At 38.5% G+C, this 21,139-nt stretch carries 18 protein-coding genes and 3 tRNA genes; 18 read left to right on the forward strand and 3 right to left on the reverse strand.

Translation table 11 applies throughout. The annotated features are described in order from the left end of the window. Complete coding sequence (locus Q4489_RS15600; protein WP_303482047.1) at positions 1-1,350, reverse strand: anti-phage deoxyguanosine triphosphatase; 1,350 nt, start codon at positions 1,348-1,350, stop codon at positions 1-3. A 321-nt stretch (positions 1,351-1,671) separates the two neighbouring features. Here Q4489_RS15600 and Q4489_RS15605 point away from each other — a divergent pair, with 321 nt between their 5' ends. Next, a complete protein-coding gene (locus Q4489_RS15605) occupies positions 1,672-2,409 on the forward strand; it encodes an ABC transporter substrate-binding protein (protein ID WP_303482050.1) in 738 nt (245 codons plus the stop codon). A 64-nt stretch (positions 2,410-2,473) separates the two neighbouring features. Here Q4489_RS15605 and cmoB read toward each other — a convergent pair whose 3' ends face one another. Together cmoB and cmoA are read right to left on the reverse strand one after the other, a co-directional pair. Beyond that, entirely contained in the window at positions 2,474-3,439 is a 966-nt protein-coding gene (gene cmoB / locus Q4489_RS15610; protein ID WP_303482053.1) for a tRNA 5-methoxyuridine(34)/uridine 5-oxyacetic acid(34) synthase CmoB, read from the reverse strand. Between the two features lie 9 nt (positions 3,440-3,448). Then, complete coding sequence (gene cmoA / locus Q4489_RS15615) at positions 3,449-4,183, reverse strand: carboxy-S-adenosyl-L-methionine synthase CmoA (protein ID WP_303482056.1); 735 nt, start codon at positions 4,181-4,183, stop codon at positions 3,449-3,451. Positions 4,184-4,325: 142 nt separating this feature from the next. Here cmoA and Q4489_RS15620 point away from each other — a divergent pair, with 142 nt between their 5' ends. The 17 genes from Q4489_RS15620 (at position 4,326) to nadA (ending at position 20,817) form a co-directional block, all read left to right on the forward strand. Beyond that, positions 4,326-7,172: a transporter substrate-binding domain-containing protein gene (locus Q4489_RS15620; protein ID WP_303482059.1), complete on the forward strand. Its 2,847-nt coding sequence runs from the start codon at positions 4,326-4,328 to the stop codon at positions 7,170-7,172. 103 nt (positions 7,173-7,275) lie between these two features. Further along, positions 7,276-9,057: an aspartate--tRNA ligase gene (gene aspS, locus Q4489_RS15625; RefSeq protein WP_303482062.1), complete on the forward strand. Its 1,782-nt coding sequence runs from the start codon at positions 7,276-7,278 to the stop codon at positions 9,055-9,057. A 99-nt stretch (positions 9,058-9,156) separates the two neighbouring features. Continuing rightward, positions 9,157-9,684 carry a crossover junction endodeoxyribonuclease RuvC gene (ruvC, locus tag Q4489_RS15630; protein ID WP_303482065.1) on the forward strand — a complete coding sequence of 176 codons (528 nt, stop codon included), beginning with the start codon at positions 9,157-9,159 and terminating at the stop codon, positions 9,682-9,684. A gap of 87 nt (positions 9,685-9,771) precedes the next feature. Then, positions 9,772-10,389 (forward strand): Holliday junction branch migration protein RuvA, encoded by a 618-nt coding sequence (gene ruvA / locus Q4489_RS15635; protein ID WP_303482069.1) that lies wholly within the window; start codon positions 9,772-9,774, stop codon positions 10,387-10,389. 12 nt (positions 10,390-10,401) lie between these two features. After that, a complete protein-coding gene (gene ruvB, locus Q4489_RS15640) occupies positions 10,402-11,409 on the forward strand; it encodes a Holliday junction branch migration DNA helicase RuvB (protein WP_303482072.1) in 1,008 nt (335 codons plus the stop codon). A gap of 130 nt (positions 11,410-11,539) precedes the next feature. Next, entirely contained in the window at positions 11,540-13,084 is a 1,545-nt protein-coding gene (locus Q4489_RS15645; protein WP_303482076.1) for an AbgT family transporter, read from the forward strand. 468 nt (positions 13,085-13,552) lie between these two features. Then, positions 13,553-13,963, forward strand: a complete 411-nt coding sequence (ybgC, locus tag Q4489_RS15650; RefSeq protein ID WP_303482078.1) for a tol-pal system-associated acyl-CoA thioesterase — start codon at positions 13,553-13,555, stop codon at positions 13,961-13,963. Next, positions 13,953-14,630 carry a protein TolQ gene (gene tolQ / locus Q4489_RS15655; RefSeq protein ID WP_074500444.1) on the forward strand — a complete coding sequence of 226 codons (678 nt, stop codon included), beginning with the start codon at positions 13,953-13,955 and terminating at the stop codon, positions 14,628-14,630. Before ybgC ends, tolQ begins: the two co-directional genes overlap by 11 nt. An 18-nt stretch (positions 14,631-14,648) precedes the next feature. Beyond that, entirely contained in the window at positions 14,649-15,077 is a 429-nt protein-coding gene (tolR, locus tag Q4489_RS15660; protein WP_074500441.1) for a protein TolR, read from the forward strand. A gap of 3 nt (positions 15,078-15,080) precedes the next feature. After that, a complete protein-coding gene (tolA, locus tag Q4489_RS15665; protein ID WP_303482083.1) occupies positions 15,081-15,908 on the forward strand; it encodes a cell envelope integrity protein TolA in 828 nt (275 codons plus the stop codon). Positions 15,909-15,980: 72 nt separating this feature from the next. After that, positions 15,981-17,288 carry a Tol-Pal system beta propeller repeat protein TolB gene (gene tolB / locus Q4489_RS15670; RefSeq protein ID WP_303482087.1) on the forward strand — a complete coding sequence of 436 codons (1,308 nt, stop codon included), beginning with the start codon at positions 15,981-15,983 and terminating at the stop codon, positions 17,286-17,288. Between the two features lie 44 nt (positions 17,289-17,332). Then, positions 17,333-17,872, forward strand: a complete 540-nt coding sequence (gene pal / locus Q4489_RS15675) for a peptidoglycan-associated lipoprotein Pal (protein ID WP_074500434.1) — start codon at positions 17,333-17,335, stop codon at positions 17,870-17,872. Between the two features lie 15 nt (positions 17,873-17,887). Next, positions 17,888-18,664 (forward strand): tol-pal system protein YbgF, encoded by a 777-nt coding sequence (gene ybgF / locus Q4489_RS15680; RefSeq protein WP_303482090.1) that lies wholly within the window; start codon positions 17,888-17,890, stop codon positions 18,662-18,664. 146 nt (positions 18,665-18,810) lie between these two features. Then, positions 18,811-18,886: transfer RNA gene (locus Q4489_RS15685), tRNA-Lys, on the forward strand. Between the two features lie 203 nt (positions 18,887-19,089). Continuing rightward, positions 19,090-19,165 (forward strand) — tRNA-Lys (locus Q4489_RS15690). Between the two features lie 199 nt (positions 19,166-19,364). After that, a tRNA-Lys gene (locus Q4489_RS15695) sits at positions 19,365-19,440 on the forward strand. A 336-nt stretch (positions 19,441-19,776) separates the two neighbouring features. Further along, positions 19,777-20,817, forward strand: a complete 1,041-nt coding sequence (nadA, locus tag Q4489_RS15700; RefSeq protein WP_303482093.1) for a quinolinate synthase NadA — start codon at positions 19,777-19,779, stop codon at positions 20,815-20,817. The last annotated feature ends 322 nt before the right edge of the window (positions 20,818-21,139 follow it).

The following is a 21,139-nucleotide window of genomic DNA, read 5'->3' on the forward strand; positions in this document are numbered from 1 at the left end:
TTAATTATTTGACCATGAAAGGGGGGTGTGATCTTGAGGAATAAACAATGATTGATAAAGCTTTGTGGCAAAATCATCAGTCATACTAGCAACGTAATCAGCTATCACTCGATGTGGATTTTCATTCTCACGTAATGCTTTTAGATATTGTACTTTAGCTTGATTAGGCAGTAAACGCTCAGGATCAGAAGACAGTGCTTCAAATAATTCCATGACAATTTGTTGTCCGCGATATTCAACTTGTTGTATTGCAGGTTGCTTAATAACAAATTGATAGACGAACCCTTTAAAAATGTCTAACACTTGTTCTGCTATTTTCGGATGTTTAGCGTTGTATCGTAATAATGGCTCAGTAAATGTAGTGCTTTGTTCTGTATTTAAATCTACGAGTTCTATGGCCGTAATTAAGTAATTTACTAATGAGCCGATGGCTTCTTTTTGTAAATGATGCTGTGTACTAAAAAGTTGTTCGGTTAATTGAGTGCTGATTTGCTGCAACCATTGGTCATCTAATTGTTGTAGTTTTTGAACGACATGTTTTTCAAAATCATTTGCTTGCACGACACCTGTGGCTATTGCATCTTCTAAATCGTGTATTCCGTAGGCGATATCGTCTGCGAGTTCCATCATTGAACAATCTAACGATTTATAATGTGTTTTTAGGTGTTTATTTGCAGCTGGCGAAGAGCTTGATTGAAATAATTCTCTGTCTTGTGACGATAATGGTGCTAATAACCAATCGATAGAAGATGTATCGTCTTGATAAAGCCCTTTCGGCGGATGCCAGTCGCTTGCTTTTAACTGGCGAAATCGTTGTGGCACCACTGGCGTTTTTTTTGTGGTTAAAAGCGCTAACGTTTGCGGGTATTTAACCAGACCTAATAAGGTTCGCCGAGCCAAATTCATACCAAAGCCTTCGCTAAAGGGTTCTAAACGTGAAACGATACGAAAGGTTTGTCCGTTGCCTTCAAACCCACCATGATCTCGCATCATAAAATGTAGGGCAACTTCACCGCCGTGTCCGAAAGGTGGGTGACCAATATCATGAGCTAAGCACAATGCTTCTATTAAACTGTCTTCTTGCGGGAATAGCTGTTCCGCTAACGCTGGATACTTTGCCCGTAGCTGCGCACTGATACCTGAACCTATTTGCGCTGCCTCTAAAGAATGAGTAAGACGAGTTCGATAAAAGTCACTTTGGCCACTGCCAATGACTTGAGTTTTGCATTGTAAGCGACGAAAAGCAGCAGAATGTAAAATACGTGCACGATCACGCTGAAATGGGCTTCGGTGATCGTGTCGGCGTTTAACTACGGAAGAAAATTGTCGCTCTGACCAGATATCATTCATACATAGCCTTTGTCTTATTGTGTGATAAATCTCAGTAAACTAGCTTATTATGAACGTGTAACCTTAGTGTTGGCAATGTTTTGTTATCGTTACAAGGCTTTAAGTCTTTCATTTACTTGTAAAACACATTTTAGCTTATACTACTGATGTTATTTATTGTTGAGAATGTCGAAGTAATTTGTTCAATTAAACTTATTCCCTGTCGATATAGGGGTATTGGGATAAATCGGCATAAAGTTGCCTAAAGTTGTCTGTGATATGTGCGCAGTAAGGTATATTCACTTTTTTTAAAATGGTGAGTGGTTTTGATTGGGAGTTGGAATGCGAATTAAATATTGGATAAGTGTGGCTGTATTATCCTGTAGCTTTTTATGTTCTATGGATGTTTCCGCCAAAAAGGTGTCAGTTATTGCTAGCTTACCCAAACCACCTTTTATTATTGAAGAAAATGGTAAAGGCCTACAATTAGAGTTGATGCGAGAGGCTTTAAAGCCATACAATATTGATGTTGAATTTTATCATGCCCCAGGTGGACGAAATATTACTGCTTTTCAACGTCTTAATGCAGATGCGATATTAAATGTTCGGCCTGATTATCAATACCCCGCATTATATTTATCTAAGCCTTATGTTAACTACCAAAATGTAGCGATTAGCTTAGCTGAAAATAATTTTATACTTAATAGCGTGGAAGGATTAACCAATAAAGTGGTTGTTGCCTTTCAAAATGCGAAAAGATATTTAGATCAAGATTATAATTCAGCAATTGATTATGTTATTGATTACAGAGAAATACCTGATCAGAAAAAGCAGGTTGAAATGCTATTTTTAAGACGCGCTGAAGTGATTATTATAGACATTGCTATTTTTAACTACTATCTAAAACATTTCAGTAATGACTTGTTAGTTAAGCCGCACAAGGTGCATTATCTTTTTGAAGAAAATACCTTTTCAGCTGCTTTTAAGTCTGAAAAGTTACGCGATGAGTTTGATAAAAGTATTGATATGATGCGAAAAAATGGCAGATATCAAAAAATAATAAACCAATATATTCAATAAAATAAATGGAATATTACAATTGTTATCGTATTTCAATGCATCACATTAACACTGATAAATCTGCTTATTTATTGGCAATAAATATCGCGCGTTTAGGAGCAGGGTAACCTTCAATGGTTTTGCTACTATCGTTAGGGTCAAGAAAGTCTTGTAACGATTCTGTATCAATCCAATCGGTTTTACGTTGTTCTTCTACACTGGTGATATCGGCATTTACCACTCTAACGTTACTAAAGCCACACCGCTCTAACCATGCACACATTGCTTTTGCACTAGGTAAGAACCAGACATTGCGCATTTTCGCGTAACGTTCACCGGGTACGAGTACGGTATTTTCATCACCATCAACAATTAAGGTTTCTAACACTAATTCACCGCCTTTTACCAATTGTGCCTTTAACTGATACAAAAAATCGATTGGCGAACGTCTATGGTATAAAACACCCATTGCAAATACTGTATCAAAGGCTGCTAATTCAGGTAAGTCTTCAACGCCTAAGGGTAAAAGGTTAACAGAAGTATCTTTAGCAAAATGCTGAATCGCTTGAAACTGCATGAAAAACAATTGTGTTGGATCAATACCTACGACAAATTTTGCACCAGATCCTTTCATTCGCCATAAGTGGTAACCACTGCCACAGCCGATATCAAGTACATATTTATCTTGTAAATTACTGATGTGAGGGTATAGGCGATCCCATTTAAAGTCACTACGCCATTCAGTATCAATATGCAAACCATGAAGATGATACGGACCTTTGCGCCACGGTTTTAATTTTTTTAATAAGTTTTCTGCTCGTTTATATTCGCCTTCATTGATATCACGCCTTTCACCAATTTTTACTTGCGAATTAAAATCAACAATCGAAGGTGATGTGTTAGGAAGTGCTTCAAGTGTTTTTTGCCAATGAGAAAACTCACCATGCAATTGTTCTTTTTGCCAACGTGCAAGTTGTTGTGGCAATGAAGTAAGCCAGGGCGCTAATTTATTAACGGCGATTTGTTGGTAAAAAGAGGCAAAATAATTCATAAAAATAGCTTATTTAATCGCGAAAAGTGAAAAGAAATTGTAGCATTGAAACCATGTGCTACTTTGCGAAAAGCCAGTATTGGCAAGTCGCAGATGGTGATCTTCAAGTGAATCTGGCTTCATTACATTTTCAAGTGCAGTACGCTTTTGCGCAATTTCAAGATCGCTATACCCATTGGCGCGCTTAAAGTCATGGTGTAAGTCAATGAGCGTTTGGTTACAGGCATTGTCAGGATGAATAAATTTATCTGAGATAACTAATATGCCACCCGGGGTTAAACCGTCGAAAATGGTTTGTATTAGCTGAGCTCGTTTGTCTGGATCAATAAATTGCAAAGTGAAATTAAGCACAACCATAGAAGCATTTTCAATGCTTATTGCTAGTACATCATCTTCGATAATTTCTACAGGTGTTTCACCTTTAAATGCCAGCACGTGTCTACGGCACCTATCCACCATCGCAGCTGAATTATCTACGCCAATAATACGACAGCCTTTCGTTTTAATTCCTTGGCGCATAGCCAAAGTGGCAGCACCTAACGAGCAGCCAAGGTCGTAAATATTAGTGCTTTCAGTCACATATTGTTGGCTAAATTGGCCAATTGTATCGATAATGGTGTTATATCCTGGCACAGAACGAGATATCATATCGGGGAATACTTCGACAACATGTGCATCGAAGGCAAAATCTTTTACTTGGCGCTGCTTGTGAGAAAAAATAAGATCAGGTTTTGACGGTGTCATGTTACTTTTAAAGTGTCATCTAAAAAACTATGATTATTTTAACGTAAAAACGCAAATGAATGAACTTGAATACGAAAAACTCTTTGGACATCTTCGAAATTTTTCACACGAAGAAGCATTAGCGAATAATAGGAGCTAAAATTTGTTGAAGTATTACACATTTTTATGCTGGCTTTTACTGGGGTTATTGGTTGTAAAAAATGAGGTTGGCTTTGCCGCTTCATTTAATGAACGTGTGTTCACAATCGCAGTAAATAAAACCTCTTATCCGTATCATTTTCAAAATAATCAAGGTGAAGCGGCTGGCCTAACTGTTGATTTATGGCGTGCGTGGGCTGAAAAACAACAAGTTGAAGTTGTTTTTCAGCTGATGACTTGGTCAGAAACATTATCACAAGTTGATAACGGCTCTGTTGATATTCATGGCGGGCTATCAAAAACACGCCTTCGTGCAAAAGAGTATGATTTTACCAGTGATTTTTTTCAGCAGAAAAATTATATCTATATACATCGCGATTACCATGTTCGGGAAATTGATAGCTTAAAGCCGTTTACTATTGGTGTAGTTCGTCACTCGAGCTATGTTGATTTTATCACTGATCAATACCCTGAATTGGTGTTGAAGTTTTACGATAACCGTTTTGATGTATTTAATGCTGCGCTAAAAGGTGAAATAGCGGCTTTTGCAAACATTGATAGAATTTCAAATAATTACCCTAAATATCGAGAATTGAGTCAATTATTTCCTGCTTATAAACGATTGTTGTTTCATCAAGGAGGATTTGCATCGGCAGTGAAAAAAGATAATTCTCAATTACTTAACTTTATTGAACAGGGAATGAGGAAGATTTCCCGTGAAGAGCGATCAGCCATTGAGAAGAAATGGCTGGGTATCGATAAAAAAACTAACAACATAGTTTTGCTTTTTTCTCCTGAATTTGCCCCCTTTATGACAGTTTCCTCTTCCGGAGACCCACAAGGGTTATTTATCGATATGTGGCGTTTATGGTCTGAATATACTGGCCAAATTATTGAGTTCGTACCACAATCCTTTGAAAATGCCAGCGAAATGCTTACTAGTGGCGGTGCGGATATTCATATAGGTTTTCCAGATTTAAGCTTTACTCGTGGCAACTTAACCTTGTACCCAGAACTACGTACAGCGATGCAAGTATACCAAGCTGATATCAAATATTATGTGCATATTAACAATAAAGAAACTACCACTTCAGCCGCTTTAGCAGGAAAAAAACTAGGTGTGTTTCAAATAATACCGAATGTAGAAAACATACGATTATTATTTCCAGAAAATGAATTGACCTTTTATCAAGACTTTAAAACCATGGTTCAACAAGCTGAAAAGGGCGTAATTGATGGCATAATCGGTGTGAAAGATATTATGGAAGCCCGATTGCAAGTAGCAAACGTACAGCATGATTTTTATGAATTGCCAGACTCTGTATTAGGCGCCAATATTTATGCGGTTACATCGAAAAAGAATAATCGGTTAATAGAGATCATTAAAAATGGTTTTGAGCTAATTCCAGAAGAGGAGTTAATTAAACTTGAACGTCGATGGTTAAACAAAGACAGTAAAGGCTATTTCAAGCTCAATAAACAACGCGCGCAATTAAGTAAAAAAGAAGACAGTTGGTTATCTCAGCAAGATAAAGTGCGAATGGGAATTAATAAAAACTGGGTACCTGTTGAGTTTATAGATGAAAACGGCCAAGTCCAGGGTATTAATATTGATATAAACACCCTTGTTGAGCAACGAACTGGGCTTAACTTTACCTATGAAGTTTTCGATAATTGGCAACAGATGCTTGAAGCCATTGAGCAGCAAAGAATTGATATTTTAGCGAGCGCTACAGAAACTGCTGAACGTAAAAAACACCTTTTGTTCAGTGAGTCATACTGGGATATGCCCTGGGTGATCATTCACCAGAAACAACAAGGTGAGAGACAAAAAATAGAAGATTTTTATGGCCGAAAATTAGCGATTGTTAAAGGCTATCATCTTATCGATAAAATTAAAAAAGAGCATCCTACTATTTCTTTAAGATTAGTTGATAACCACGAAGAAGGCCTATTAGCGGTACAAAATGGCATAGTCGATGGCTTTGCTGAGAATATTGCTTCAGCGTCTGAATTAATTCGAAGAGACAGTTTGGTCACCTTAACAATGTCAGTCGTTGAAGATTTAAACACCGATGAAAATAGATATGCGGTCCGTAAAGATTGGCCAATATTACGTAGCATTATTAATAAAGGTTTAGCAACTATAACCGCAGCTGAGAAAAAACAAATATATGAGCGCTGGTTTGAAATTAATATTGAAACAGGGCTTGATAAAAGTGTGGTATTGCGAGTGTCGTTACAAATAGGTGCGATTATTGTCATCGTAATAATTGTCTTTATTCTATGGAATAGAAGACTTTATAAAGAAGTAAAAATGCGTAAAGCCCTAGAAGAAAAAATGAAACATATGGCGACGCACGATGAACTTACAGATTTACCAAATCGCTTGTTATTAAAAGATCGTATCAATCATGGTATTAATTATCATCGTCGACAAGATAGAACCATGGCCGTTTTGTTTATTGATCTTGACGGCTTTAAAACAATTAATGATACCCATGGACATGATGTTGGTGATGAATTATTAATACTGGTTGCTGATAAACTATCGGGTTGTGTGCGCAAGTCAGATACTGTGGTTAGGTTTGGCGGAGATGAATTTGTCTTATTATTGACAGGCTTACACCATAAAAATGAAGCGGCTTTTATTGCCGAAAAAGTATTGAAATCAGTACAGCAACCTTTTGAGTTATCTGTTGGTGAAGTACGAATTGGTTGTAGTATTGGTATTGCTATGTTTCCAACTGATGGCGAATCAGAAAGCGACTTACTCAAAGTCGCGGATACTTTGATGTACCGCGTAAAAGCTGCGGGTAAAAATCATTATATTTTTAACACGGATAATTAAGTGACATTCACGCGTAAATCTATATAATTGGCGACAATTTTTTCCGTAAAAATGGTTATCGGTATTGCGGTAACTAAAGTTCAAAAATTCAGGATTTAACTATATGCGTACGCTGTATTGTGGTGAGGTAAATGAATCTCATATTGGTCAAGAAGTTACTCTTTGTGGGTGGGTAAATCGTCGTCGTGACTTAGGTGCGGTGATCTTTTTAGACTTACGAGATCGCGAAGGTATCGTACAAGTTGTTTATGATCCTGATTTGCAGGAAGTACTTGAAAAAGCAAATACCTTACGAAATGAATTCTGTATTCAAGTTAAAGGTAAAGTACGAGCACGTCCTGAAGGACAAATTAATAAAGATATGGCGACCGGTGCTATCGAAGTACTAGGGCTAGACGTCAATATTCTTAACCGTTCGGCACCATTGCCTCTTGACTCCAATCAAGAAAACTCTGAAGAAAATCGTCTTAAATATCGTTATTTAGATTTACGTCGTCCAGAAATGACGGAACGATTACGTTTTAGAGCAAAAGTAACTGCAGCGGTACGTCAATCTTTAGAGTCTCAAGGATTCATGGACATTGAAACACCTATATTAACTGCGGCTACGCCAGAAGGGGCGCGTGACTATTTAGTACCAAGTCGCACACATAAAGGCAGTTTTTTTGCACTACCTCAATCACCACAGTTGTTTAAGCAATTGCTGATGATGTCAGGAATGGAACGTTATTATCAAATCGTAAAATGCTTCCGTGATGAAGACTTACGTGCAGATCGCCAACCAGAATTTACTCAAATCGATATTGAAACATCGTTTATGACTGCCGACCAAGTGATGGAAGTGACTGAACGTATGATTCGTGAGTTGTTTTTACAATTACTTGATGTTGATCTGGGTGAATTCCCACGAATGCCATACAGCGAAGCAATGCAACGTTTTGGCTCCGATAAACCAGATTTACGTAACCCACTCGAAATCGTTGACGTAGCAGACATTTTAAAAGATGTAGAGTTTAAAGTGTTTTCTGGCCCAGCAAATGATGACAAAGGCCGTGTTGCGGTTATACGCGTACCAGAAGGCGCAAGTAAATTTTCTCGTAAAAATATTGATGAATTGACTAAGTTTGTTGGCATCTATGGCGCCAAAGGCATGCCTTGGTTAAAAGTTAATGATAAGGCAGCAGGTCTTGAAGGTTTGCAATCACCGATTCTTAAGTTTTTATCTGAAGATGCTGTAACTGCATTGCTTGAACGAGCAAACGCAGAAACCGGCGATATTATTTTCTTCGGTTCAGACAGCTACAATGTTGTTACTGAATCATTAGGCGCACTTCGTTTAAAATTAGGTGAAGAGCTTGGTTTAACTACCGATGATTGGAAACCATTATGGGTAGTTGACTTTCCAATGTTTGAAGAAGCAGACGGTGGTTTACATGCTTTGCATCATCCATTTACAGCGCCAACTCATTTAACACCTGAAGAATTAGAAGCTAACCCAGTTGGTGCACTTTCAAATGCCTATGATATGGTGTTAAATGGCTGTGAACTCGGTGGTGGTTCAGTGCGTATACATGATCAAAAAATGCAAGCAGCGGTATTCCGTATTCTTGGCATCAGTGATGAAGAAGCGAAAGAAAAGTTCGGATTCTTACTTGAAGCCCTACAATATGGTGCGCCACCACACGCAGGTTTAGCGTTTGGTTTAGATCGTTTAGTGATGCTAATGACAGGCGCAAGTTCCATACGTGATGTAATGGCATTTCCAAAAACGACAACCGCAGCATGTCCTTTAACTAATGCTCCGGGTCAAGCAAATCCAGAACAGTTGAAAGAATTAGGCATTCAAACCGTTACTCAAGTGTCTGACGAAAAAGCTGGCGAATAGCTTAATTATTAAGTGTTAAATGACGAAAACGAATGATGCAGTTAAAGTAATGCTTTAACTGCATTTTTTATGTAATACGCAAACGCATTAGGAATAACATTGGCGATTATTTTAGGAATTGATCCTGGTTCACGCTTTACGGGGTACGGTGTGATCGAACAGCAAGGTCGTTCGATAACTTATCTTGGCAGTGGCTGTATTAAAGCCATTGCTGCTGGCGATGACTTAGGTGATCGTTTACAAACGATTTATGCGGGTGTTAGCGAAATAATAATACAATTTCAACCAACGATGTTTGCGATAGAGCAAGTGTTTATGGCTAAAAACCCAGATTCAGCCTTAAAGCTTGGACAAGCAAGAGGCGCTGCAATTGTGGCAGCAACAAGTGCAGAGCTAAAAATTGCAGAATATTCTGCAAGGCAAATTAAACAATCCGTTGTTGGCACTGGCGGTGCAGACAAAACACAAGTTCAGCATATGGTGAAGTCAATTTTAAAACTGCCTGCTACCCCACAAGCCGATGCAGCTGATGCGTTAGCGGTTGCGTTATGCCATGCTCATAGCCATGACTCAATCAGTAAATTGTCTGGTCAGGCGACTAAAACGGTACGTAGAAGATTAAGATAACACTTTACTGTATAAATATATAGTGATAAGGTTTGCGACTAAGATTTATAAATTTAAATAGAACATTAGTTAAATAGGATTGCTGTAGTGATAGGGCGTTTGCGTGGTACATTAATTGAAAAAATTCCTCCTGAAATACTCATTGAATGTGCAGGAGTAGGTTACGAGGTTACCATGCCTATGACCAGCATTTATGCTTTGCCAGAGCATGAGCAGCAAGCGACAATTTTTACGCATTTCGTTGTCCGTGAAGATGCACAATTACTCTATGGTTTTGCCAATAAAACCGAACGTAAGCTTTTTAGATTACTGATTAAAATTAATGGTGTTGGCCCTAAATTAGCGTTGGCAATTTTATCAGGTATGTCTGCTGAGCAATTTGTTAGTTGTGTCGCCCATGATGATTTATCGACCATTGTTAAAATACCTGGTGTTGGTAAAAAAACCGCAGAGCGCTTACTTATAGAAATGCGTGATAAATTAAAAGATTGGCATGCTGAAACAGACACTACTAGCTTCTCATTAACCGCAGATAATATTGCTAATAGAGTATCAGATGCACCTGATACTAAAGGCGATGCAATCAATGCGTTAGTTTCACTTGGTTATACAAATGCACAAGCGAGTAAAGCTGTAAAAGCAGTTCATCAGCAGGGTATGGATAGCGAAGCCATCATACGTGATGCATTAAAATCAATGTTATAAAAGAGAAGCAGCATGATAGAAGCAGATCGTTTGATACAACCGGTAGCAACGAAAGAAGATGAAGGCATTGACCGAGCTATACGTCCGAAATTACTTAATGATTATACAGGTCAAGCGCATGTAAAAGCGCAGATGGAAATTTTCATTCAAGCTGCCAGAAATCGTGAAGAAGCACTTGATCACCTACTTATTTTTGGCCCACCAGGGTTAGGTAAAACAACGCTGGCCAATATTGTCGCAAATGAAATGGGCGTGAATATTCGTACAACATCAGGCCCTGTGCTAGAGAAAGCAGGCGACTTAGCCGCGTTACTCACAAATTTGGAAGAAAACGATGTGCTATTTATTGATGAAATACACCGTTTAAGCCCTGTGGTTGAAGAAGTATTATACCCGGCCATGGAAGATTACCAACTGGATATCATGATAGGCGAAGGGCCAGCAGCTCGATCTATAAAGCTTGATTTACCTCCTTTTACTTTGATTGGTGCAACTACTAGAGCCGGTGCTTTAACTTCACCATTAAGAGATAGGTTCGGTATTGTTCAGCGATTAGAATTTTATAATAATCAAGATTTAACCGATATTGTTAATCGTTCTGCACACTTTTTAAATCTAAACATTGATAACGAAGGAGCGTTTGAGGTTGCAAAGCGTTCACGTGGTACTCCGCGAATTGCTAATAGACTTCTACGACGAGTTCGTGATTACGCTGATGTTAAAACGCAAGGTCAAGTTGATCAAGGTGTAGCACATCAAGCTCTTACTATGCTTGAGGTTGATAATGAAGGCTTCGATATTATGGATCGCAAATTATTAGAAGCAATTATTGATAAATTCAACGGAGGCCCTGTTGGTTTAGATAACGTTGCGGCAGCCATTGGTGAAGAGCGCGAAACAATTGAAGACGTGCTTGAACCTTTCTTAATTCAGCAAGGATTTCTTCAGCGTACACCACGCGGGCGTATTGTGACCGACAAAGCCTACCGACACTTTTCTATAGCCCCTAAAGCACCATAATGTAAACGACTTAACCAAGTCTTAGATTAAATGGATAATCACTGCATTTATTGCATTGAATTCTTTTTGCACTCTTTTTATCAAAGCCTTATGCTCTTATTGTTAATAATAAAACAAAGGAGTATCGCTCATGAGTGCCGAACAAAAAATAAAGACAAAAGGCATTGATAAGTTTTTAAATAGCATCGAACGTATAGGCAATAAATTACCTGATCCTGCCATGATATTTTTCATTGCAATGATCACCATTTGGGTATTGTCTGCTGTGCTTTCACAAGTTAACTTTTCCTCTTTAGATCCACGCACTGGTGATGCAATTGTGGTGCATAATTTACTTACCATGGAAGCATTTGCGCAATTTTTATCAACCATGGTTAAAACGTTCACTGGCTTTGCACCGCTAGGTGTAGTGTTAGTCGCAATGCTTGGTGTAGGAATGGCAGAAAACTCTGGTTATATCAACACAGGGTTAAAATTGATGCTCAAACGCACACCTAAATTTATGCTAACTCCGTGCATTATATTAATTGCGATCATTAGTCATACTGCAGTTGATGCGGGTTATGTATTGGTGATCCCATTAGCTGGGGTTATTTTCTTTGCCATGGGTCGTCATCCGCTCGTAGGGATAGCGGCGGCCTTTGCCGGTGTAAGTGGTGGCTTTAGTGCTAACTTTATTCCTTCAGGCATAGACCCATTATTACAAAGTTTTACCCAAAGTGCTGCGCATATTATCGATCCAGACCTATCTGTAAATCCTTTAAATAATTGGTTTTTTACATCTGCATCCACGTTATTCATCGTGTTAATTGGTTGGTATATTACTGATAAAATTATTGAACCTAGGCTTAAAAATGTAGAAATTGATGGTGAAACTGATGATTTACCTAGTTTTGATGAGATAGGTGATAAAGAACGAAAAAGTTTTTATATCGCAACGACCGTAATGTTAATTGGTATTGGGCTATTAGTGCTAGGTACTGTTGGCGAAGATTCAGCGTTTCGTAGTGAAAATGGTTCATTAACAGACTTTAGTTCACCGCTAATGCAATCAATTGTTCCATTAATTTTTCTATTGTTTTGGTTACCTGGAATTGTTTATGGCTTTTCTGTTGGCACTTTTACCTCAACACAAGATATGGTGAATGCCATGACAAAGTCAATGCACGGCATGGCTTACTATGTGGTGATGGCTTTTTTCTGTGCTCTGTTTATTTCTGCTTTTGGCAAATCTAATTTAGGTGCGTTATTAGCAATAGAAGGTGCAGAAGTACTAAAAGCTTTAGCATTACCTAGTTCAATTACTATCGTTGGAATTATCATTTTAACGGCTTTCGTTAACTTATTTGTTGGGTCAAGTTCTGCTAAATGGGCGTTACTAGGGCCGATATTTGTACCTATGTTAATGCAACTGGGTATTTCACCTGACTTAACTCAAGCGGCATACAGAGTAGGCGATTCTAGCTCTAATATCATTACCCCGTTAATGCCTTACTTTCCACTCGTTGTTGTTTACTGCCAAAAATATGTTAAGGGCACTGGGATAGGTACGCTGATCGCATTAATGATCCCTTATTCCATTGTCTTTTTAATCGGTTGGACAATATTTTTATTAGCATATTGGGGATTAGGCTTCCCGCTTGGATTACAATCTAGTTATATTTACCCAAGCTAGTGATGGCATTACATTCTTTTTGCTTAACTGGCAGAATTTAGACAAAAAAAAGCCCGCTTAAAGGAAGCGGGCCAACTTAATTTCTCAAGTTGCTAGAAGGAATATGGTATTCCAGGAAACATGTCAGAGAGATAAGATAGCAAACTATCTAATCTAAAAATTCACTGGCTAATGATAAACCCTAGGGGTATAAGAAGTTTATCAGTGCGCTAGCTCAGAAAACATGTGTATTTTAGATAAAACATTGATCTAAAACAAACGAGAATTTTTTATCTTTCATATTAGAAAAACTAATGGATAAGGTGTTAAATTAGCTTTGGCTATTTTCAACGTAATTATCAACGCTAATAAAAGATGTAATTTATTTGTAAATTCTTACAAAACGTACCTTGTAGGGGTTGTTTGCATCTATCATTTTCTATTACTATACCTAGCATCTAAAAACCTGAACAAGCCATACTTTCATTAATGCAAACAATTGAAGACCATTTTCAAATTAGAGTGTTTTATGAAGATACCGATGCTGGCGGAAATGTTTATCATGCAAATTATTTGAATTTTTGTGAACGTGCTCGTACAGAATGGTTAAGAAAGCTTGGTATTAGCCAATCAACTTTTTTAGAACAAAATGCGGGCTTTGTGGTCAGAAAGCTTGAAATGGATAACTTAGCGCCCGCTAAATTAGATGATTTGCTAACGGTTATTACTACAATTGAACAACTTAAACGTGCAAGTGTTAGCTTTATTCAACAAGTATTTAATGAACAACAACTGTGTATGTGTCGTATTAAAGTTGTGGTTGCCTATGTTGATCTTATCCATGCAAAACCATGTGCCATACCCAATAATATTTTAGGAGCGTTAAAAAGTGTCAGCTGAACTTTCGATTTTGGATTTGTTTTTGGAAGCAAGTTTGCTCGTGAAAACAGTCATGTTAATTTTACTTGGTTTTTCGGTTGTTTCGTGGGCGATGATTTTTCAACGTCGTAAAGTGCTTGTAGAAGCAACACAGCAATTAGAAGAGTTTGAAGACAAGTTTTGGAGCGGAGCTGATTTAAGCCGTTTATATGCCGAAGTAACTGCAAATCAACAAATAAAAGGTATTGAAAGCTTATTTGTAGCAGGCTTTAAAGAGTTTGCACGGATCAGAAAAAGCAATATTAATACGCCTCAGGCCGTTGTTGACGGAACGCATAGAGCTATGCGTGTTGCGCTTTCAAGAGAAGTTGATACGTTAGAGACACATTTACCTTTCATGGCAACCGTTGGTTCGATTAGTCCGTACATCGGTTTGTTTGGTACTGTATGGGGAATCATGAATTCGTTTATTGCCCTAGGTGCAGTACAACAAGCGACACTTGCGATGGTTGCTCCGGGCATTGCAGAAGCTTTAATAGCAACAGCCATGGGCTTATTTGCAGCAATTCCTGCTGTTATGGCATATAACCGCTTTACTCACAGTGTTGAAAAGCTGGAAAATAGATACGCGAATTTTATGGAAGAGTTTTCAAGTATATTACAGCGTCAATCATCTGCGGCTCAGTAATCGCGAAGGAGATTTTATATGTACAGTCGTGTTAGACGTAAAAAAGTCGCCGAAATAAACGTTGTGCCTTATATCGATGTAATGTTGGTTTTATTGATAATCTTCATGGTTACAGCACCGCTGATCACTCAAGGGGTAAAAGTAGACTTACCTAAAGCTGATGCTGAACCCTTAGATGAAGACTCTAAACCGCCATTGGTAGCGTCAGTTGATGCTGAAGGCAATTATTATTTAGCAATAGGCACGAGTAAAAATCAGCAGTTATCTGCTGAAGAGGTCGCAACCTTAGTAAAATCACACCTTGCCAAAGCCCCTGAAACACCTGTTGTGGTCAATGGTGATGGTGCTGTGTCATATGATGCCGTCATTCAATTAATGGTGTTATTACAAAAAGAAGCAGGCGTACCATCGGTTGGGTTGATGACTGACTCTCTTGAGGAGAACTAACGCGTGCAAGGATCATTTGTAAAAGCGTTAGTCATTAGCTTTTCTGCGCATATTGTTATTGCCTTAGTGTTATTATTTGCTGATTTTTCTTCGTTAGCAAAACCAACACCCACGGCAAGTAATGCTATGGCGCCACCAAAGCCAATTAAAGCCGTTGTTGTTGAAAAGAAAACGATAGAAAAGCAGTTAAATAAAATTCGTGAAAAAGATTTAGCGCAAAAACGTAAAAAAGCTGCTGAAGATAAAGCAAGAAAAGATCGCATTCGTAATGCGGCGCTTGCAAAAAAACGTAAACAAGAGCAAGCCAAACGTAAAAGAGAAGAAGAGTTACAAAAATCAGCGTTAGCTAAAAAGAAAAAAGCGGCAGATGAGAAAAGACGCCGCGAAGCTGAAGCTAAGCGAAAGAAAAAAGCTGAAGAAGAAAAACGAAAACGTCAAGAAGCTGAAAGAAAACGCAGAGCTAAAAAAGAGCGAGAAGAGCAAGAGCGTCAATTAGCAGAACAAATGGCGCAAGAAATGGCAGCAAGAGCGCAAGCTCGTCAACAGCGAGTTACCTCAGAGCTTGACCGTTATACAGCATTGATCACACACATCATTCAAAGTAACTTATTAACAGATCAAGCAACGATGGAAGGTAAGTCGTGTAAGCTGAATATTACCTTGGCGGCATCTGGCTTTGTTATTGATGTTTCAAGACAGGGCGGTGACCGTATAGTATGTGATGCGGCACGTAATGCAGTTAAGAAAGCGGGTACTTTGCCTGTGTCAAAAGATCCGGAAGTGTTTGAAAAAATGCGTTCGATCAGTTTAACTGTGGTGCCAGAGTTTTAATTAACCTTAAAAAAAGCAATTTGATATCTTATGAAAAAACTCAGAATATTTATTTCTTTATGCGTGTTGTTAATGACAACGCGAACGTTTGCCGGCTCATTAGAAATAGTGATAACCGAAGGGGTGGACGGTGCCCGTCCTATCGCAATATTACCTTTTACCTATGATGGGCCAGGTCAATTGCCTGAAAACATCACTCAAATTGTCAGTGATGATTTACTACGAAGTGGTAAATTTAGCCCGGTTTCCCCAACAAATTTTCCACAGTTTCCTAATAAAGTTGAAGATGTTGATTACGCAGCTTGGGCAAACATTGGCGTAGAAAATGTTGTTGTTGGCAAAATATCGTCAACTGGCTTAGGCCGCTATCAGGTGACCTTTCACTTAGTCGATGTTGTGCGTGGCCAAATTACTGACGGTAAAACGCAAATGTTAAGCGGTGGCAAGCTTGTAAAAAGTACTGATCACATTTTAGCGGAAAGTAGTGTTGAAATAAGCTCAAGTCAATTTCGACGCTACTCTCATCGAATTAGTAATAAAATTTACCAAACGTTAACGGGTACTCGTGGTGCATTTTTAACAAAAATAGCTTTCGTGATTGTAAGAGACCAAGGTGAGTATCCGTACCAATTAGTAATATCTGATTACGATGGTTTTAACGAACATACGTTGTTAAGTTCAAAAGAACCGTTGATGTCTCCGTCTTGGGACCCTTCTGGCAATCAATTAGCTTATGTGACTTTCCTTAATCATCAAGCTCAAATTTATTCTATTGATATTTATACAGGTAAACGTAAATTAATTGCTTCATTCAATGGTATCAACAGTGCTCCTCGTTGGTCGCCTGACGGTAAGAAAATGGCGATGGTATTGTCGAAAGACGGTAATCCTGAGCTTTATGTGATGAATGTAGCCACTAAAAAACTACGCAGAATTACCCGTCATCGTGCTATTGATACGGAGCCAAGTTGGACGCCTGATGGTAATTCATTGATATTTAGTTCAGAACGGGGTGGAAAAGCGCAGCTATATCGCGTAAATTTAGTGAACGGAAAAGTAAGACGACTCACTTTTGATGGTGAAATGAACCTTGGTGGCTCATTATCGCCTGATGGTCGTCAACTTGTAATGGTAAATCGCACACGTGGTCAATATCATTTGGCAAAACAAAATTTGGAAACAGGTACATTCCAAGTGTTAACACGAACTCGATTAGATGAATCACCAAGTATCGCACCTAATGGTGGCATGATTATCTACAGTACATTACATAATAACCGACAAGTTTTGAGCTTAGTCTCATTAGATGGTAGATTTAAAGCACGATTACCTGCGCTTAATGGCGAAGTGAAATCTCCTGCTTGGTCACCGTTTTTATAAAAATTGTAAGAATTAAAATTATTGAAACAATAAGGAAACCTAAAATGCGCTTGAATAAAACTGTGAAGGCTCTTGCTGTAGCTTTACCTATAATGGCTTTAACTGCTTGTAGTTCAAATACTGAAACTGATGAACAAAGCCAGGTTGATACAAATACTCAAACTCAAACTACAACTGAGCAAGATAACGTTCAAGTGACTGCAGCTCAACGTGAAGCTGAAATTGCAGAGCAAAAACGTCAAGAAATGGAACGTTTACGTTCAGAACATATCGTTTATTTTGGTTTTGATAAATCAACAGTAAGTGCAGACTTTTCAAATGTATTAGACGCACACGCCACGTTTTTATCAAAAAATAGTGATGTGAATGTGTTAATTGAAGGTCATGCTGATGAGCGTGGTACGCCTGATTACAACATCGCATTAGGCGAACGTCGTGCTAAGTCTGTACAAACGTATTTAGAAAACATGGGTGTATCACCTTCTCAAATTTCTATCGTAAGTTATGGCGAAGAAAAGCCAATGGTTAGAAACCGCTCAGAGAGTGCTTTTGCTAAAAACCGTCGTGCTGTATTAGTTTACTAATTGAGTAACCTATAAATGAAACTAAACCAAGTTTTATTTGGTGTATTTTCTGCTGCCGCCTTTTATGGTCAGGCAGCAGAACCAGCACCAGTGATTGACGCATCTAACGTTATTTCTAGCGCTACAAGTTCTGGTTCATTGCATGAGCAAATTGAAGACATTGTTCGCCAAAATAAGGTGTACACACGTAATCAAATTAAAATGCAGCGCCAACTTGATGAATTACAAAATGAAGTAAGTGAACTTCGTGGCGTTACAGAACTACATTCACATCAGTTATCGCAAGTATTAGATCGGCAAAAAGAGTTATATCAAGAACTTGAACGTCGAGTGTCGCAAGCACTTAAACCTAAAACACCTACGAATACTTTTGAGCAAGCAACAGTATCAACACCTACCGTTAGCCCAACAGTTACGAACGGCGATGATGTATATAATGCCGCGCTTAATTTAGTATTAAAGGAAAAGCGTTACGATGATGCGATACCTGCTTTTCGTCAATTTATAACACAATTTCCAAATTCAAGTTATGCAGCTAATGCGCAATATTGGTTAGGGCAGTTACTCTTTAGTAAAGGGGAACTTGCACAAGCTAAATCAGCGTTTTCTGTTGTGGTGAATCAATTTAAAGATTCATCTAAACGTAGTGATGCAATGTTGAAGTTAGGAATGGTTGAACAAAAACAGAATAATTTTGCCCAAGCAAAAAGTATCTATCAACAACTTTTATCATTGTACCCTGATTCAAGTGCTGCAAAGTTAGCACAACCAAGATTATCGTCACTACCGTAAAGTTGTGGCGATAAGTTGCCCACTGTGTTGGCTTTTTAAGCAAAAAATCACGTATAGTAAAAAAACTTAATTTTGTTGTTGCACTCGGCAAAATTATGAGTATCATATGCGGCGCGTTGAACGAGACGTTCCACGCAAATAAATGTCGGTCGTTAGCTCAGTTGGTAGAGCAGTTGGCTTTTAACCAATTTGTCGAAGGTTCAAATCCTTCACGACCGACCACTTTCTCTTGTAAGAAAAGTAAGGTTGAAGGGTTGAACCAAGAAGAAGGTTCACAAAATTGTCAGGAACAATTTTGAACGCATGAAATGCGGCCCAAAGGGTGAAGTACAGGATGTACGGAATAAATCCTTCACGACCTACCACTTTCTTCATACCAAATAGAAAGTGTGGCTCGCCATTTATTAGATATAAAACTAGATTATCGGTCGTTAGCTCAGTTGGTAGAGCAGTTGGCTTTTAACCAATTTGTCGAAGGTTCAAATCCTTCACGACCGACCACTTTCTTTTGTAAGAAAAGTAAGGTTGAAGGGTTGAACCAAGAAGAAGGTTCACAAAATTGTCAGGAACAATTTTGAACGCATGCAATGCGGCCCAAAGGGTGAAGTACAGGATGTACGGAATAAATCCTTCACGACCGACCACTTTCTTTAAGAACTTTAGAAGTGACATCTTTTTTATTATCGTATCTATCTATCATCGGTCGTTAGCTCAGTTGGTAGAGCAGTTGGCTTTTAACCAATTTGTCGAAGGTTCAAATCCTTCACGACCGACCACCTTTCTAGTAATCTCATACAGCATGTACGGAATAAATCTTTCACGACCGACCACTTTTCTAGTAATCTCATACAGCATGTACGGAATAAATCTTTCACGACCGACCACTTTTCAAGTAATCTCATACAACATGAACGGTTAATTTTTTGTGTAGATAGTTAATCTTTTACTACCTATGATATTTTTCTTACTTAATCCCTATTTTATTTAAACCATACTACTTTGATTTTGCTTTAAATAAAAACCATCGGTTGTACATAGAACCGATAGTACACTTTTCATCGTATATCTCGTATAATTCCGCCCCAGTTGTAATAGGCACGTAGAGTAAACTAATGGCACAGAGTAATTTAGCAGTAGATTTTGAATTTAACTTTCCAGCGAAACCCGCAAAGTTATCTGAACAAGAGAAATCAGACTTCAAAGCACGCATTAAAAATCTATTAGTTGAAAAAAACGCGGTATTGATCGCGCATTACTACACTGATCCTGAAATTCAAGCTCTAGCAGAAGAAACAGGCGGCTGTGTGGCAGATTCACTAGAAATGGCACGCTTTGGTAATCAGCATAAGGCAGATACGTTAATTATTGCTGGTGTTAAGTTTATGGGGGAAACCGCTAAAGTGCTAACACCGGAAAAACGTGTTGTAATGCCTACGCTAGAAGCTACTTGTTCTTTAGATTTAGGTTGCCCTATTAAAGAATTTAACGATTTTTGTGATCAACACCCCGATCGTACCGTTGTGGTTTATGCCAATACATCAACGGCCGTTAAAGCACGCGCTGATTGGATAGTAACCTCATCCTGTGCGCTCGATATAGTAGAGCATTTAGATGAACAAGGCGAAAAAATTGTTTGGGGGCCTGACCGTCACTTAGGCAATTATATTCAAAAGCAAACAGGTGCAGACATGATCATGTGGCAAGGCGCTTGTATTGTGCATGATGAATTTAAAACCAAAGCGCTAACTGATATGAAATCGTTGCACCCAGATGCCGCTATTTTAGTTCATCCGGAATCACCCGCGGAAATTGTAGAGTTAGCTGATGCAGTAGGTTCTACTAGCCAGCTTATTAAAGCCGCGCAAGAAATGCCTAACCAAAAGTTTATTGTTGCTACTGATCGCGGTATTTTTTATAAAATGCAGCAACTATGCCCAGAGAAGGAGTTCTTTGAAGCACCAACGGCTGGTGAAGGCGCAACCTGTAAAAGTTGTGCGCATTGTCCATGGATGGCAATGAATGGCTTAAAAGCCATTGAGGAAGCTCTAATAGACCCTACAGGCAAAGAAGTCTTTGTTGATATGGAATTACGAAAAGGAGCTTTACGTTCCACTAATCGTATGCTTGATTTTTCAGCAAGTTTAAAACGTTAAGTTAAAAAGTAACCAGTTAACGATGAAAGTATAAGAAAGCCTTGCTAAAGCAGGGCTTTTTTTCTAACATAGCGCAGCTTTTTCTTAGCGAAAGTTAAGCTGATTAAAAGTGAGCAAGGCTGACGTGTCCGAGTAGGGCGTTATCGTCAGTAAAAAGCAGACATTCATGGACGAATGGCTTGGGTGCAGATCATCATGGATGTGTTTATGCCAAGTCTTAGAATTTAGGTGACGTGTCCGAGTGGCTGCCAAGGTTTAAACCACGCTTGGCGTGCTCAGCCAAACCACCCAGTGTCGATAAACACTGTAAAAAGTTTATCGC

Source organism: Thalassotalea sp. 1_MG-2023, from assembly GCF_030546745.1.
Classification (GTDB): Bacteria; Pseudomonadota; Gammaproteobacteria; order Enterobacterales; family Alteromonadaceae; genus Thalassotalea_C.

Excerpts from the sequence above, each read along its gene's own strand:
- Q4489_RS15600 (WP_303482047.1), bottom strand. The coding sequence starts at position 1,350 with ATGAATGATATCTGGTCAGAGCGACAATTTTCTTCCGTAGTTAAACGC.
- Q4489_RS15605 (WP_303482050.1), top strand. The coding sequence starts at position 1,672 with ATGCGAATTAAATATTGGATAAGTGTGGCTGTATTATCCTGTAGCTTT.
- cmoB (WP_303482053.1), bottom strand. The coding sequence starts at position 3,439 with ATGAATTATTTTGCCTCTTTTTACCAACAAATCGCCGTTAATAAATTA.
- cmoA (WP_303482056.1), bottom strand. The coding sequence starts at position 4,183 with ATGACACCGTCAAAACCTGATCTTATTTTTTCTCACAAGCAGCGCCAA.
- aspS (WP_303482062.1), top strand. The coding sequence starts at position 7,276 with ATGCGTACGCTGTATTGTGGTGAGGTAAATGAATCTCATATTGGTCAA.
- ruvB (WP_303482072.1), top strand. The coding sequence starts at position 10,402 with ATGATAGAAGCAGATCGTTTGATACAACCGGTAGCAACGAAAGAAGAT.
- Q4489_RS15645 (WP_303482076.1), top strand. The coding sequence starts at position 11,540 with ATGAGTGCCGAACAAAAAATAAAGACAAAAGGCATTGATAAGTTTTTA.
- ybgC (WP_303482078.1), top strand. The coding sequence starts at position 13,553 with ATGCAAACAATTGAAGACCATTTTCAAATTAGAGTGTTTTATGAAGAT.
- tolR (WP_074500441.1), top strand. The coding sequence starts at position 14,649 with ATGTACAGTCGTGTTAGACGTAAAAAAGTCGCCGAAATAAACGTTGTG.
- tolB (WP_303482087.1), top strand. The coding sequence starts at position 15,981 with ATGACAACGCGAACGTTTGCCGGCTCATTAGAAATAGTGATAACCGAA.
- pal (WP_074500434.1), top strand. The coding sequence starts at position 17,333 with ATGCGCTTGAATAAAACTGTGAAGGCTCTTGCTGTAGCTTTACCTATA.
- ybgF (WP_303482090.1), top strand. The coding sequence starts at position 17,888 with ATGAAACTAAACCAAGTTTTATTTGGTGTATTTTCTGCTGCCGCCTTT.
- nadA (WP_303482093.1), top strand. The coding sequence starts at position 19,777 with ATGGCACAGAGTAATTTAGCAGTAGATTTTGAATTTAACTTTCCAGCG.